Origin of the sequence: Balneicella halophila (genome assembly GCF_003096835.1) — a bacterium.
Lineage (GTDB): Bacteria > Bacteroidota > Bacteroidia > Bacteroidales > Balneicellaceae > Balneicella > Balneicella halophila.
On the sequence record NZ_QENZ01000003.1, the window covers coordinates 261,138 to 275,386 of the forward strand.

Annotated in this window: 9 protein-coding genes and 1 riboswitch; of the genes, 4 read left to right on the forward strand and 5 right to left on the reverse strand. The window is 35.7% G+C overall.

All coding sequences use genetic code 11. From position 1 onward, the window contains the following. Positions 1-48 precede the first annotated feature (48 nt). The gene (locus C7377_RS01225) at positions 49-1,710 is read right to left on the reverse strand and encodes a putative transporter (RefSeq protein WP_165806820.1); all 1,662 of its coding nucleotides are present in this window, start codon (positions 1,708-1,710) and stop codon (positions 49-51) included. Positions 1,711-1,796: 86 nt separating this feature from the next. Then, positions 1,797-1,982: riboswitch (cobalamin riboswitch) on the reverse strand. 143 nt (positions 1,983-2,125) lie between these two features. Here C7377_RS01225 and C7377_RS01230 point away from each other — a divergent pair. Further along, positions 2,126-2,641: a hypothetical protein gene (locus tag C7377_RS01230; protein ID WP_116495523.1), complete on the forward strand. Its 516-nt coding sequence runs from the start codon at positions 2,126-2,128 to the stop codon at positions 2,639-2,641. Between the two features lie 51 nt (positions 2,642-2,692). Beyond that, positions 2,693-2,923 (forward strand): hypothetical protein, encoded by a 231-nt coding sequence (locus C7377_RS01235; RefSeq protein ID WP_116495524.1) that lies wholly within the window; start codon positions 2,693-2,695, stop codon positions 2,921-2,923. 63 nt (positions 2,924-2,986) lie between these two features. Here C7377_RS01235 and C7377_RS01240 read toward each other — a convergent pair whose 3' ends face one another. Beyond that, the gene (locus C7377_RS01240) at positions 2,987-3,832 is read right to left on the reverse strand and encodes a prohibitin family protein (protein ID WP_116495525.1); all 846 of its coding nucleotides are present in this window, start codon (positions 3,830-3,832) and stop codon (positions 2,987-2,989) included. Positions 3,833-4,009: 177 nt separating this feature from the next. On the opposite strand from C7377_RS01240, the gene C7377_RS01245 reads away from it, so the two are divergent. Continuing rightward, entirely contained in the window at positions 4,010-11,029 is a 7,020-nt protein-coding gene (locus C7377_RS01245) for a lamin tail domain-containing protein (protein ID WP_116495526.1), read from the forward strand. Positions 11,030-11,044: 15 nt separating this feature from the next. Here the strand turns inward: C7377_RS01245 and C7377_RS01250 are convergent, their stop codons facing one another. From C7377_RS01250 to C7377_RS01260, 3 genes are read right to left on the reverse strand one after another with little or no spacing between them, the layout of a single operon-like run. Beyond that, entirely contained in the window at positions 11,045-12,229 is a 1,185-nt protein-coding gene (locus C7377_RS01250) for a class I SAM-dependent rRNA methyltransferase (protein ID WP_116495527.1), read from the reverse strand. Then, positions 12,219-12,800 (reverse strand): 3'-5' exonuclease, encoded by a 582-nt coding sequence (locus tag C7377_RS01255; protein ID WP_116495528.1) that lies wholly within the window; start codon positions 12,798-12,800, stop codon positions 12,219-12,221. Before C7377_RS01255 ends, C7377_RS01250 begins: the two co-directional genes overlap by 11 nt. Next, positions 12,790-13,323, reverse strand: coding sequence for a DUF5063 domain-containing protein (locus C7377_RS01260; protein ID WP_116495529.1), 534 nt, complete (start codon positions 13,321-13,323; stop codon positions 12,790-12,792). The genes C7377_RS01255 and C7377_RS01260 overlap by 11 nt, the downstream gene beginning before the upstream one ends. A gap of 120 nt (positions 13,324-13,443) precedes the next feature. On the opposite strand from C7377_RS01260, the gene C7377_RS01265 reads away from it, so the two are divergent. Further along, positions 13,444-14,226 carry an EI24 domain-containing protein gene (locus C7377_RS01265; RefSeq protein ID WP_165806821.1) on the forward strand — a complete coding sequence of 261 codons (783 nt, stop codon included), beginning with the start codon at positions 13,444-13,446 and terminating at the stop codon, positions 14,224-14,226. Positions 14,227-14,249 lie beyond the last annotated feature (23 nt).

Genomic DNA, 14,249 nt, shown 5'->3' on the forward strand with positions numbered 1-14,249 from the left:
ATTAAATTTGAAACTGTTCTCTTTGTGCATTATAATAGTTTTAAGAATTTATGTCAAAAATAAAACCAAGAGTTGCGCCATCAAGATTCTTAAAAACATAGTAAGTGGATATACTGTTGCATACGCAGTTGCCTGTGCTTGAAGTGGTGCTATATTATTGGCAAATTCTAAAGCAGGCGGATCAGTCATAGAACCTGAAAGAAATCCGCAAATTGTCAGATAATTAATTTTCATCATCCGAGCTATCACTCCGACAACAAATAATGGAACGAAAGTAATAATAGAAGCATATAGCATCCACATATAGCCTCCGCTAACAATAGTTTCCCAAAAGTGTTTACCTGAACCTAAGCCTACACAGCCGAGGAAAAGCACTATACCCATCTCACGTATAAAATAATTAGCACTCGGAGTCATATAAAAATCAAACCTGCCAATGCGACCTTTGTGCCCTAGTAATAGCGCAATAATTAATGGTCCTCCTGCGAGTCCTAATTTGGCTGGAGCTGGTAAGCCAGGAATAAATATAGGAATACTACCTAATAGAATACCTAGAAAGATACCAATAAACAAAGGAGTTAGGTTGGGGTGTGATAGATCTCTGAGCGAATTTCCTAAGAAATTTGCTATCGCATCCATTTTTTCTCTACGCCCAACTACACGAATTGTATCTCCAAACTCCAGACGAGTTTCACCAGAAGGAATAATTTCTGATTCTCCACGAAATACTCTGGTAATATTAGCAGGGAATAATGACGATAGATTTATGTCCATCAAACTTTTTCCTGCCAGTTTTCTATTGGTCATTCTGATATGGCGCATACTCAACTCTCCAGTAATTTCAAATTTCTTTTGAATGGATACATCTCCTATGAGTAATTCTACATCGGACAATGCATCGCGCCCACATAACCCGATAAGAACATCACCTTTCTCCAAAAGCATCTTAGCCTCTGGAACAACAAACTCATTATTTCTCCATACTCGAGAGACTACAAAGTCTTTATGAATAGTAGAAGTCAATGAAGCTAAGGTTTGTCCAAAAAGGTTCGGATTGCTTACTTCCGCTCTTATTGTTTGAATATTACCTGAAGAAGATGATACGTCTGCTTTATATTTCTGCACCTCATCATCTACTTTTATTTTAAAAAATATACGAACCAATGCCATGACTAAAATAATTCCCAAAATTCCAAACGGATAAGCAACTGCGTATGCCATACCCGACAATTCTGAAAGTTCACTGCCATTAGCAAATTGATCTGTAATAAGTGACTGTACCGCACCCAAACTTGGGGTGTTCGTAACTGCCCCTGTGAAAAGTCCTGCCACTACTGCTGTATCTAAATCAAAAAGATATTTAACTGCAAAAGCACAAGCTACACCTAACAAAACAATTAATGCAGCAAGCATATTTAGCTTGATTCCATTATTTTGCAAGGATGAGATAAACCGTGGTCCTATTTCTATTCCTATAGAATAAACAAATAATATAAGCCCAAACTCTTTAACAAAGTGCAGTACATTATGATCGATATTTGCCCCTAAATGTCCCACAAGTAGGCCGACAAACAATACGCCTGCGATTCCTAATTTGAGGCTACCTAATCGTAACTTGCCTAAAAAGATTCCAAAGGCTCCAACTAATGCAAGAAAAAGCAAGGTTGATGCTGTTCCCGTTTCCGTAAATATTTCCAATAGCTTTGACATAAAAAACATCTAATAATTAATTTTTCAAAAACATAACACACAAAGAAGGATTAGTACCCTGCTTTGTATCGCGAAAGCAGTTCATTCAAAATTTACGATACAAGACAGGTCTCCTGGCTCCCCCCGCTCCTAACACCTTCCCACTCTTTTTTATACTGAGCAGTGGTTTTTGTTAGCAGTCTTCATAAGAGGTTTACAGTTGCGCGTCAGCCTATGATTCTCACATAGTTCCCTATTAAATCCGTTAAGATATCTTGAGTCTATTTCACTATTTGGATGAACGAAAGTGCAAAGTTAATCTTTTAAAAACAATGCCCTCTTTTTACGAGAATATTTTTTTAATATTATAGAACATCATTTAATTAAACTAATTAATCTTATAATAAAAATGTATCTTTGAAATAAAAACGAAGCGATGAAATATTTTATATCCTTAATTTTCAGTTTGCTTTTATTTACAGCGATACAAGCTCAAAAAATAGAAATTCCGAAAAAGTCTGTACCTAACCCTTGGAGGTTTGGTGGCGGTTTAGGACTATCCATCGGCAATAACTCTACAGGGATCCATATCGCTCCTTCGATTGGTTATATGGTAAGTCCGAAATTGGAAACGGGGGTAACCCTCGCCTATACTTACAATAAATATGATGATTATAAATACAACCTGTTTTCTGGCGGACTTTTTAGCAATTACCAGATTATTCCTGAACTGTTTACCAGAATACATTATGAATATTATACAGGGAATAGAAAATACAACGGTCTTTCAGATACCTTTAACGAAAATTCATTATGGATAGGTGCTGGTTATCAAAATTACGGCAGAGTACGTTTCCAAACGGGCATCATGTATAATGTCCTTCATGACAGTGATGACAGTGTTTTTGATAGTCCATGGCGTCCTTTTGCAGGAGTTAGTTTCTCTTTTTAGAGTACTGCATCATTTTTGCTCTTGTTAAAATCTAAAAACAGATAGAAAAGTATGGGAGGATTAATTAGAATAATAGTTATAGCTCTTCTTGTATGGTACGGATTCAGAATAATATTCCGATATATATTTCCTTTCATTTTAGGAAGCTATATTACCAGAGAAGAACAAAAAAATGTGAAGCAAGAAGGAGATGTAACGATACATCTCGATAAAAAGAGTCCTAGAGAAACTGAAGGTAAAGAACAGAAAGGCGAATATGTGGACTATGAAGAAATAGAGTAAGTTCTGTTTTTACAGAACGCTTACCCTACTATTCAAATAAATATCGCAGGAAGTGTTGTTTGCTTACTGATTGCCTAAAATAATAGGCATGCCATCGTCGCCACTCCCAATTACGATAATTTTACTGTTTGGCGAATTTGCTAATTTTAATGTAGCTTCAATCCCTTTGTCTTGTAAAATTTTATCAGTAAGAGATGCACTTAGAATCTTATTGGCATCAGCCTTACCCTTTGCCTCGATACGTTGTCTTTCAGCTTCTTTCTGTGCTTTTTCCAAACGGAATTCATACTCTAAAGACTCCTGCTCTTGTCTCAATTTACGTTCGATAGCATCTTTGATCGTTGGAGGCAACGTAACATCACGTACCAAGATCTCTTTCAAGTCAATGTATTGATTATCTAAAATCTTTTTTGTCTCTTCGTAAATTTCTTCTTGAATGGCATCACGCTTAGTAGAATATAGTTGCTCTGGAGTATAACGCCCTACTACACTGCGCGCTGCAGATCTCATAGCTGGCTGGATAACTCGCTCCAAATATCTTTCACCTTTTTCTTTATGTAATTTACCAAGTTGTGCATATTCTGGAGAATACCAAGCGGTAATCTCCAACTGTATATCTAAACCATTAGATGATAATACTTTCATTTTTTCATACACCTCTTGTTGTCTTACTTCATATACGTACACTTTATTCCAAGGTGCTACAATATGAAACCCTTCATCCAATGGCGGTTTATCAGTAACAACCCCATCGCTAAAGCGCTTCCAGAGTACACCCGCTTCTCCAGCATCTATGGTTACCATTGAATTGAATAGGAGAATGACAAGAAAGAATCCTAAAATTATAAAAGGAACTAATATTTTGGGGAAATTGGAACGAGGAGTTCTAAAAGTTTGTTGAGTATTCATTGTTTGATTTTTTTATTATTTCTATTCAAAGATAAGTTTATTTCTTCAAATACGTTTTATGAACTCAGATGAAAAATAATTAGTAACAAAATATGGTTTCTATGATTTGATGTCTGAAAAATAACGTATATTTAAGATTCTTAATCTCTATCAACCAGGTTCGTTAAACGATATACTATGAAATTCTCTTTTACACTTACATTCTTAATGCTACTATCACTACCCCTTTTTGCGCAAACAACTATATGGGAGGAAAACTTTAATTCACAAGTAGGCAAAGGCGTGTCAGGTGATGGCTCCGGTGGTATCTCTATAGATTTAGCTGGGGTAAATTGGACTTTGGATTACAGTAACTGTACATTTACAGCAGATGATGATTATGTGAAAGTAAAGTCCTACTATTCTGGTGGACGTTTCAAAGCAAAAGATTGTGACGGTGAAGCTATTTGGGAGTCAGAAGCCATAACCATTACCAATTATACCGATATAAATATCTCTATAAAAGCTGGAGAAACAGGAAATTCTGTAAATATTGCTAAAAAATATATCAAATTCTACAGTGTGGTTGATGGTGTCGAAACACTTTTTGCAACGAATGGCAGTTTAGGTGATACTAATTTCCCATCTGCCACTGCAAGTACGGTTGCCAGCACCGGTGATGAATTAAAAATTCGAATCAAGTTAAGGAGCGATTATGCCCAAGATGTCTTTTTTGATGATATTAAAGTAACTGGAATCCTTTCCTCTACATCGGTAAATGATACAAACTCTGAGATTTCAGAAGCTGACATCCCCATACTTGCACAAACTATCTCAGTAGCTGACGCAAGCAATACCGCTAACAATGTATTTAAATTTCAAATTATTGATAAAGGAACAGCTGATGGGAAACCTACAAATGTTACAAGAATTATCCTCAAAAAAGGTGCAACGAATACTTTAGATTGGTCAACAGAACTAGCAGAAGCTTCTATTGAATCAGGGGCTGATTCTTATGCAGGAACAATAACAGCAAACGAACTTATTTTTCAACTTCCTACAGCCATTACGATTGCAGATGGGGATTCTAAAGAACTTATTTTGAAAATAAAAACAGTTAATAATCTTGCTGAAAATACACAATTTCAAACTTTTATTGACACCTCTCATGGATTCACGGCAAGCAACACAGGATCTACCTTTACTTCCACGCTCACTGCTCGCATTGTTTCTGCCATTACTACGTTTGATGTAAAAGCAACAAAACTTCGTTTCAAAGTACAACCTACGGATACGCAAATCAATACCATAATAACTCCAGCCATTAAAGTAGAAGCCGTTGACGCCAATGGAAATGTGGATACTGACTACGTGGCTGATGTAATACTTACAGCCACCAACATCAGTGGTACAACCACCGTGACTACAGTAAGTGGTACTGCTACTTTTGGTGATATCATGTTTTCAAATCCAGGTAGCAACAAAACTATTACTGCCAGTGCAGGTTCTCTATCTTCTGCAATTAGCAATGCATTTATTGTAGCTGATGCTACTGATAATGATAGCGATATACTTTCACCATCTAGTCAAATAAGTGCAGTCACGATTGCCTCAACGGCAATTACACAAACTGATGCTGTTAAGGTATTTCGTTTTACGATAGAAGACCGTGGATCGCAAGATGGTAAAGCTACAATCCCGACACGTATCGTTCTCACTCCGGCAATCGGCAATACAGCAACTTGGACAGAAACTATTTCAGGTGTTACACTCAGCGAGGGAACAATAAACGCAGTTGATATAAATGATAAAAAGATAATCATTGATCTAACAGGAATTTACATTGCTGATGGCAACTCGAAAGATATTGATTTTGGTGTTTTTCTAAAAAGTAATGTAACCGATAAGAGTAAATTACAATTTGAAATTCCTTCTACTCCTCATGAAAATTTAGCCAATGCAACAGGCTCCACCTTTTCAACAACTATTACAGGAGCTACTTCTGAAATTGCCACTATTAATGTAACAGCTACCAAAATTAAATTTACAAAGCAACCGCCTACAAGCGTTGTGAAAAATACTGCATTTGAATTAGAACTACTAGCCACGGATCTTTATGGAAATATAGATATGGACTATAATGAATCCGTAATGTTGACAGCTGTAAACATTACAGGAACGACTTCCACAACTTTCAATATTGGCAAGGCAACTCTAGCCGCTGTAAAAATCTCTACGCCTGCACAAAATGTGAAGATATTAGCAACGAGCGGAAGCCTTGTGACAGAAACACAAGCATTTGAAGTAACTGACCAAATAGATGCAACTTCAATTATAAAATCTGCTACTTCACCTGCAACTACAGATATTTCTCCTAATGAAACGAAGGAACTTTTTTCCTTTGAAATAGAAGACAAAGGTGGAGATGGTTATCCTACTAAAGTAACAAAAATTGTTATTGTTCCTGCCAGTTCCAATCAGTTGGAATGGAGTGAGATTTTACAAAACGTTAGTCTAAAAAGCGGAGGAGCAATAGTGACTGCTTCAACCACAATATCCGACTCTAAAATAGAAATGTCTATTGCTGAAAATAATCTCTCTATTGATGAAGGTACAACGAAAGTTTTCACATTGACAGGTACCTTGACTACGTCACCTATTGAAGAAGGCAAAATTATTGCTTTTGAAATTCCTGCAAACGGTCATCATGCTGAAAATTCAGCGACACAATCATCAAAATTCGCTACTGTCTTTGGTTCGTCAATTAAATCTACTAATATCAAAACTAAGATTGAAGCCACCAAAATAATCGTAACAAAACAGCCCACTGAAACACCAGCAGGTGAACCTATTACGAAAAGTATTCTCGCTGAGTTAGTTGATGATTATGGGAATCTCGATAAAGACAACAACCTCGAAGTAGCAATGAGTGTAGCTAGTGGCACAGGGACTCTTTCTCCAACGAATGCACTCAGCCAAACTTTCAATCAAGGAATAGCTTTTTGGAAAAATCTTCTGTACAATCGCATTGAGAAAGCTGTCTTTAAAATTTCATCTAATTCGTTTTCAACAAATACAGCTCCCATTCTGTTTACTAAGGAACAATCTAGTATTATTACAAACAGTAACTCTCCAATTCAGAATGATACCATTTCATCATCACGGAATACAGTCTCACAAGCTAAAGATCTTTTCAAATTTGTTATTAAGGATAAAGGAGATGATGGGCTTCCCTCTATTATACAGAAAATACGATTGATAAAAGGGAAAGAATTTTCTCAGTCTAGATTGTATTATCTTATTGGGGGTATTATCCTAAAGCATAATGGCAGTGTTATTGGGCAAATTTCAAAATTGAGTAGTTCTAATGGCTATTCTGATGTTGAAATTGCTTTGAATACACCTTTGCTAGTTGCAGACGGCGATGAAGCTAAAATCACAGCAAGTATATTTTTGAGTACACATAAGAAATTGCAGGAAGGAGAAAAAATTCAATTAGCAATAGAGGACGAACATGGATGGACTATAGATAATGCGGGGAGTTTATTTATTTCTCCATTGCCTCAAGATATCATTTCTCCTATTTTTACGATAGATGCAATAGCTACGAATCTTGCTTTTGATGAAGTGCCTGAGGGTATTTCCATCAATTCTCCATTCTCTGTGACTATCATTGCTACAGACGAACAAGGCAATATTGATAAGGATTATAATGGGAAAGTAACTCTATCAAGGGAAGCTGGTACAGGAATTTTGACATCAACAGCCTCTATGACGGTAAACTTTACCAATGGAAAAGCAACGTGGACTGAACTAAAATATGATACTGGAGAATCTTTGACTTTATTAGCAAGCTCTCCAGAGTTTGATCCTTTCGAGAGTCCAGTTATTAGCACACTTGATACTGATTCTGAATTAGTAAATCCAGACCAGCCATTGAATGATAATACTATTTCCTCATTAATTACTGACGAAGACAATCCACATCCGATTTTCTCCTTTGCTGTAGTAGATAAAGGTACAGAGGATGATAAGCCAACGATATTGAAAATGCTTACGTTCAAAAATGCGTTCCCAAACAATGGAGCCAACTGGAAAACCAATATCAGAGGGGCTGTCTTATTACAAGACGGCATACCCATAGCGACTACTGATAAAATCACTGAGGACGAAATTATTTTTTCCTCTACAAACGATATCGTATCTATTTCTAATGCTTCAAAAGAGAACTTAACTCTATCTATTTATTTGAAATATAACAATATAGAAGACAATAAAGTCATTCAGTGTAAAATTTCAAGTAATGACACTGACTTTTCTACAAATGGTGCAGGTACAGGCTTAGCAGATTTAGCAAATGATATTCTCTCTTCCAAAACGACTATTGAGGTCATAGCAACGAGAGTTGATTTCCTAAGTGTTCCTTATGCTTTGGAATCTTCAAAAGAGCTATTTGACGTTAGCCTTGGAGCACGTGATAGTAATGGAAATATTGATACGGATTACTCTGAGTCTGTAAGCTTAAAGGACTCTCAAATTTTAACTTCAACTGATTTTTCTAAAGGAATAGTCACACTCTCTAAACTTAGACAAAGTGGTGATGACAACTTTGAACTCATTGCAGAAAGTGGAAGTCTCAATAGTGCTTCCCAAGTTGTACAAATAAGTACAATTTCCATAGATTTAGATGACGATTTTGAGGATGGATCGCTACAAAGCTGGAACTCTTCAACTGATTGGAAAGCATCTATTCTTTCGCCAATCAATGGGACTCATTCATTAAAACACAACTTAAAGGAAGTTACCGGAACAAGTTATATTGCTAAATCTATTGGAGATTTTAATGTAAAAGATGGCACTACAGTTTGGCGTTGGCAAATGAAAAATGGAGATTGGAATCCATCTTCTTCAAACAATTTCTATTATGTTCTTGCCTCTGAAAGCAATGATTTCTCTATAGGAACAAGCTACATCGTGGGAGTCAATCAATCGGATTCTGACAAATTATTAACTCTCTATAAGGTTCAGGATGGAAATACAACTACTCTGATTAGCTCCGAAATGTACTGGAATCAAGCTAATACTGCCGGTATTGAAGTAAAACTTAGCAGTGATGGCATTTGGAAACTATCTTATGACAATAATGGAGGATTTGATAATCTCTACACAACGGGCACTGCAATAGATGCAGTTGTAGCACCTCAAACGATTTATTCCGGATTTGTATTCAACTATGCATCATCTTCAAGAGCCGGACTGTTCTGGGCTGATGATGTATTAACGTATCATTTTAAGACTGCACCCAAAGTGGATAGTTTGAAAGTGGTATCTGCCACGCAATTGCAACTTTTCTTCAATCAAACCATGGATAAAACGACAGTTGAGGACATTCAAAATTATACTATTGATAAAAATATCAATGTAATTAAAAGCGAACAGAACAAGCCTAATGAAGTAATTTTACACACGTCTGAATTACAGACTGACGTATATGAATTAATTCTCGCCAACTTAAAAAATGATGCTGACATTGAAATGCCGGATACTACATTACGCTTTAATTATCTTTCTGATGCAAAAGCTGGCGATGTGATTATCAACGAAATCATGGCAGATGATAATCCTGCCGTGCAATTACCTGAGCGAGAATATATCGAGCTTTATAATACTACGGATAAACCATTCGTTACAACTGATTGGAAAATTACTATAGGAAATTATGAAAGAATATTCCCTACAGACACCATCCAACCCGGAGAATATGTTATTCTTTGTAGTACTTCGGCGAAGGATGAACTCTCTATATATGGCAAGACCATAGTCATTACATCTTTTCCGGCTTTAACAAATAAGGAAGGAACAATAATTTTGAAAAATACTAAGGGAAATGAGATTGACAATGTAACCTACAGCAGCGATTGGTATAATGATGAAACTAAGAATGATGGCGGTTGGTCTTTAGAACGAATTGATGCTTCGGCTCCAAGCAACAGTCGTTCCAACTGGTCGGCATCGGTAGATGAACGAGGAGGTACGCCAGGAGAGAAAAACTCAATAGACGGTATCGTACTTGACGATACTCCTCCAAGTGTAACCCATGTGAGTCCTTCTTCTAAAACCCAATTAGTATTGACCATCAATGAACCCATAGATGAAAATTATGCAAAAAAACTTGAATTATATGATGTAAATGGTATGGGTAATCCTGAATCAATTACTATTGCAGATGAAGGAAAGCAAATTACACTGAATTTTAAGGAAGAATTTCAATACGGTAAAAATTATACCTTAACAATTAAGGAAATTATTGACTTATTTGGAAATGCATTAGAGAATTACAGTGCTGCATTCGGTTTGCCAGAACTCGCATTGCCTAATGAAGTGATTATAAACGAAATATTATTCAATCCTGTTTCAAACAATGTGGATTATGTAGAATTGTATAATAATTCTTCAAAGATTTTAAATTTATCGACACTATTCATTGCCACTCGTGATAGTAATAATGAGCTAAAATCTGTATATCCAATAGGCAAAACACCCAGACTATTATCCTCTGGAGAATTCGTGGTACTTACCACAGATGCCAGCTTAGTTGCTGAACAGTATTTTGTGAAATATCCTGAAAAAATGTTAGAAATGAGCTTTTTGCCAAGTTTTCCTAATGATGAAGGCACAGTGGTCATACTTAATCAAGAATCTGTTGTAATTGATGAATTTCATTATACTGATGATATGCATCTCAAGCTATTAGTTTCCACTGACGGAGTCTCGCTAGAGCGTATTTATTATGATTTACCCACACAAGATGCTAACAATTGGCATTCTGCCGCTGAAATTGCAGGTTTTGGTACACCGACTTATAAAAACTCTGTTTTCAGTGATAGTAAAACAATAGGGAATGAAATCTTCATTGAACCTAAAGTCTTTTCTCCTAATGGAGACGGTATAGATGATATTATGCAAATTCACTACGAATTTGATGCTCCGGGACAAGTAGCTAATGTTATTGTATTCGACAGTAAAGGACGTCAGATTATTGACCTTGCTCGCAACTTAACTTTAGATACTAAAGGCGTTATTTCTTGGGACGGAGTCAATGCTACTAATGCACGGGCACGTACCGGACGCTATATTATATTTATTGAAATATTTGATTTGAATGGTAACGTGAAAAACTATAAAAGGAGTTGTGTGCTACATGGTCTTTTTAAATAAGCCTTTTAATAAACACTATCTCACTTGTAAAACCAAACCTTTCAGATATTCACTCTCCGGGTGATAAACACTTACAGGATGGTCTTGCGGTTGGGAAAGTTGCTCAAGTATAGTAACTTCTCTACCTGCTTCAGTTGCTGCTTGAAAAATAACCCTTCTAAAATCTTCACGTGATACCACTTGTGAACAGGAGAAAGTAAATATTATTCCATCTTTAGGAATACGTTCCATAGCTAATCGGTTTAGACGTCTGTAGCCTTTCAAAGCATTATCCAATACTTTCTTATGTTTTGCAAATGCCGGTGGATCCAGAATAATTACATCAAAATCTTGTGCTTTATCTTCAACATAATCAAAAGCATCAGCAACTTCAGATTGATGACGAGATTCATTATTAAAATTAAGGGCAACGTTTTTTTCAGTTAATTTTATAGCTCGCTCTGATGCATCTACAGAAACCACTTTTTTTGCCCCTCCTCTTAAAGCGTACACTGAAAAACCACCTGAATAGCAACAAATATTTAAAACTCTTTTGTCTTTGGAGTACTCCTCAAGTAGTGCTCTATTCTTCCTTTGGTCAACGAAAAATCCTGTTTTTTGACCTTTTTGAAAGTCAATATAAAACTTCAAGTCATTTTCAGAAGCTGTAATTTGTTCTGCATTTCCTAAAAGCCATTGGTTTTCAGTTTCCAAATCAGCATTTTTAGGTAAAGTTTCAGCAGATTTATCATAGATTCCCTTCAATTTTTCTCCTAAAACAGATTTTAATGCTCTTACAATTTCGTCCTGAATTAAATAGGCAAAAACCGTATGTGCTTGATAAACCACGTATCCATTGTAATAATCAAGAATCAACCCGGGTATATTATCACTTTCACCAAAAACTAAACGGAAGATTTGACTTTCTTTTTCTAAATTAGCTAAGCTACGACGTTCATAAGCATCAGCAATACGTTGCTTCCAAAATTCGAAATCAATAACCACATCTTCAAAAGCCAATAACCTTACAGATATAGAGCCTATCTGAGTATATCCTAAAGCTAAAAAAATCCCATTGCTATTTTCTACTCTTACAATATCGCCTTCCTGAGTAGGTTCAGACGCACCATTTATTGCTCCGGAAAAAATCCACGGATGTCTTAATGTTACCGAGCGTCCTTTGCCTTTCTTTAATTTTATGATTGGGTAGTTATTTGTCATTATTCATTAGTTTTTGATAAATAAGAAGTGGAACCCACGCATCAGTAGCAGCATATCGTATTTGGGCTTCTGTTAATGGTTCTGCCTCCCAATTGGAAACTTGCTGCCCTTTTGATATGCGGAAACCTAAAGTAATAGCTCCCATTTTTTTCAAGGAAATATCTTCTATGCCGTACTTCTTAACTAAAGTTTGCAATTCTACAAAACTATCTCTTTTTACAGGGAAAAAAAGATTTAGTTGTTTTACATCATCCCGAATAGCAGCACCAACTTTCAGTATTTTTTTATTATTCAACAACCATCTTAAAGAATTAAAATTTTCCAGTTTCTGTAATTGAAATAGAAAAACTTCTTCAGCATTCGCAAGTTGCAACAAGGCTGTCTGATAATGTACTCCTTTTTTGAAAGCGGGACGTGTTTCTGTATCAAAACCCAAAACTGAATACCTTGCTAAGCGTTCTACAGCTTCATCAACTTTACTGTCTTCATCAATCAAAGTTATTTTACCTTCATATCCAACAACTTCCAAACTCTCTAAATCCTCTTTACTGATATTTTTATCAAAGCTCATCCGAATCCTCCTGTTTTGTTATGATATGGTGAATAGCTCTCAATGCATTTACCGTGTATTGTCCCCAATGGTCAGTGAAGTCTGATTGCAGTTTCCATAGAGCTTCTTCCACTAATTCCTCTGTTCCTAAATGGAAATTTGTTAAGAAATCCCGTAAATCCTGATAAATATCTGCAAAATTCTCAGCCAGACTCACAACAATAGGCTCTGCATTGAATTCTATACGTTTATCAAAAACCTCCAGATATTCGTTATCTTCTCCTAACTTATCTTTTAAACCTAAAAATATTGCCATCCAATCGTCTTCTGTGACATAAGCCTGTATAAAGCCATCTTCACTCTCTCTAACTTCTGGTAAAAGACTCGCTTTTAGATACAATAAAGGCAATAACTTTTGCATCCGTTCTACAAAAATATCCTTCTCATGCTCAGCTTGTCGTTCTAACATTGCACAATATTCTGCAACAACCGTAACAAATTCTAAAACATTCGCATTTGTTGATAAGTGCTGTTCCGTATTCATATTCCTAATTTTGTACAAATATAAGGACAATAAAATAGCTTATAAGTAAAACGCCCATTAAAAAAATGGTTTTGATGGTTACATATAATGTCGTTACTTTTGAATAGTCATAAAAATCTTATGAAAGCATTTAGAGAATTTGGTCTTGCCATACAATGTTACAATAGAGGCTTTAAACTTTTATTCCATAAAAAGATTCGCCTTTTTCTGTTTATTCCCATCGTTATTAATATATTACTAATTGTAGGAGGATATTCTCTAATCACGAATTTCACCGATGGACTTTCAGAAAAGATTTTCCAACTCACAGGAGCAGAGAATTTGACGTTCTGGGGTTCAGCATACTTTGATGAACTTATTTATGGAATTTTTTACTTCACCTTCAATGTGTTGTTTATCTTAAGTTTAATTCTTTATGGGGGATTTCTTATCATTATCATCATGTCTCCTTTTTTTTCTATAATTTCAGAACGTATTGAGAGTCTAGAGACAGGAGTAGATTATCCATTCTCAATAAAGAAAGCATTACAAGATATATGGAGAGGAATTAAAATCACAGTCCGTAATGCAGTTGTTCAACTATTGCTTTCTGTAGTTATATTTATCATCGGATTTATTCCCATACTTGGTGCTTTTGCTCCCATTCTTCTCTTTGTAACATCTTCTTTCTTCTATGGAGCTTCCTTTATGGATTTTGGTATGGAACGTCACTACCCAACTATCAGAGAAAGTATTTCTTTCATTCGACAACATCGTGTCGCTACATTTGGAGTTGGGGCACTATTCGCGTTGAGCTTATTTCTACCTCTATGTAACTTGTTCTTAGCTGCTTTTGTAGCTATATGGTCAGTTATAGCTGGAACATTAGTCATATTAAAGATTCAGAATAAGCAATTTTATTAAATTAATAAAAAAATACTATTTTT

Bases quoted from the DNA above. Each gene is read 5' to 3' on its own strand.
- C7377_RS01255 (WP_116495528.1), bottom strand. From the start codon at position 12,800: ATGAGCTTTGATAAAAATATCAGTAAAGAGGATTTAGAGAGTTTGGAA.
- C7377_RS01265 (WP_165806821.1), top strand. From the start codon at position 13,444: ATGAAAGCATTTAGAGAATTTGGTCTTGCCATACAATGTTACAATAGA.
- C7377_RS01225 (WP_165806820.1), bottom strand. From the start codon at position 1,710: ATGTCAAAGCTATTGGAAATATTTACGGAAACGGGAACAGCATCAACC.
- C7377_RS01245 (WP_116495526.1), top strand. From the start codon at position 4,010: ATGAAATTCTCTTTTACACTTACATTCTTAATGCTACTATCACTACCC.
- C7377_RS01240 (WP_116495525.1), bottom strand. From the start codon at position 3,832: ATGAATACTCAACAAACTTTTAGAACTCCTCGTTCCAATTTCCCCAAA.
- C7377_RS01230 (WP_116495523.1), top strand. From the start codon at position 2,126: ATGAAATATTTTATATCCTTAATTTTCAGTTTGCTTTTATTTACAGCG.
- C7377_RS01250 (WP_116495527.1), bottom strand. From the start codon at position 12,229: ATGACAAATAACTACCCAATCATAAAATTAAAGAAAGGCAAAGGACGC.
- C7377_RS01235 (WP_116495524.1), top strand. From the start codon at position 2,693: ATGGGAGGATTAATTAGAATAATAGTTATAGCTCTTCTTGTATGGTAC.
- C7377_RS01260 (WP_116495529.1), bottom strand. From the start codon at position 13,323: ATGAATACGGAACAGCACTTATCAACAAATGCGAATGTTTTAGAATTT.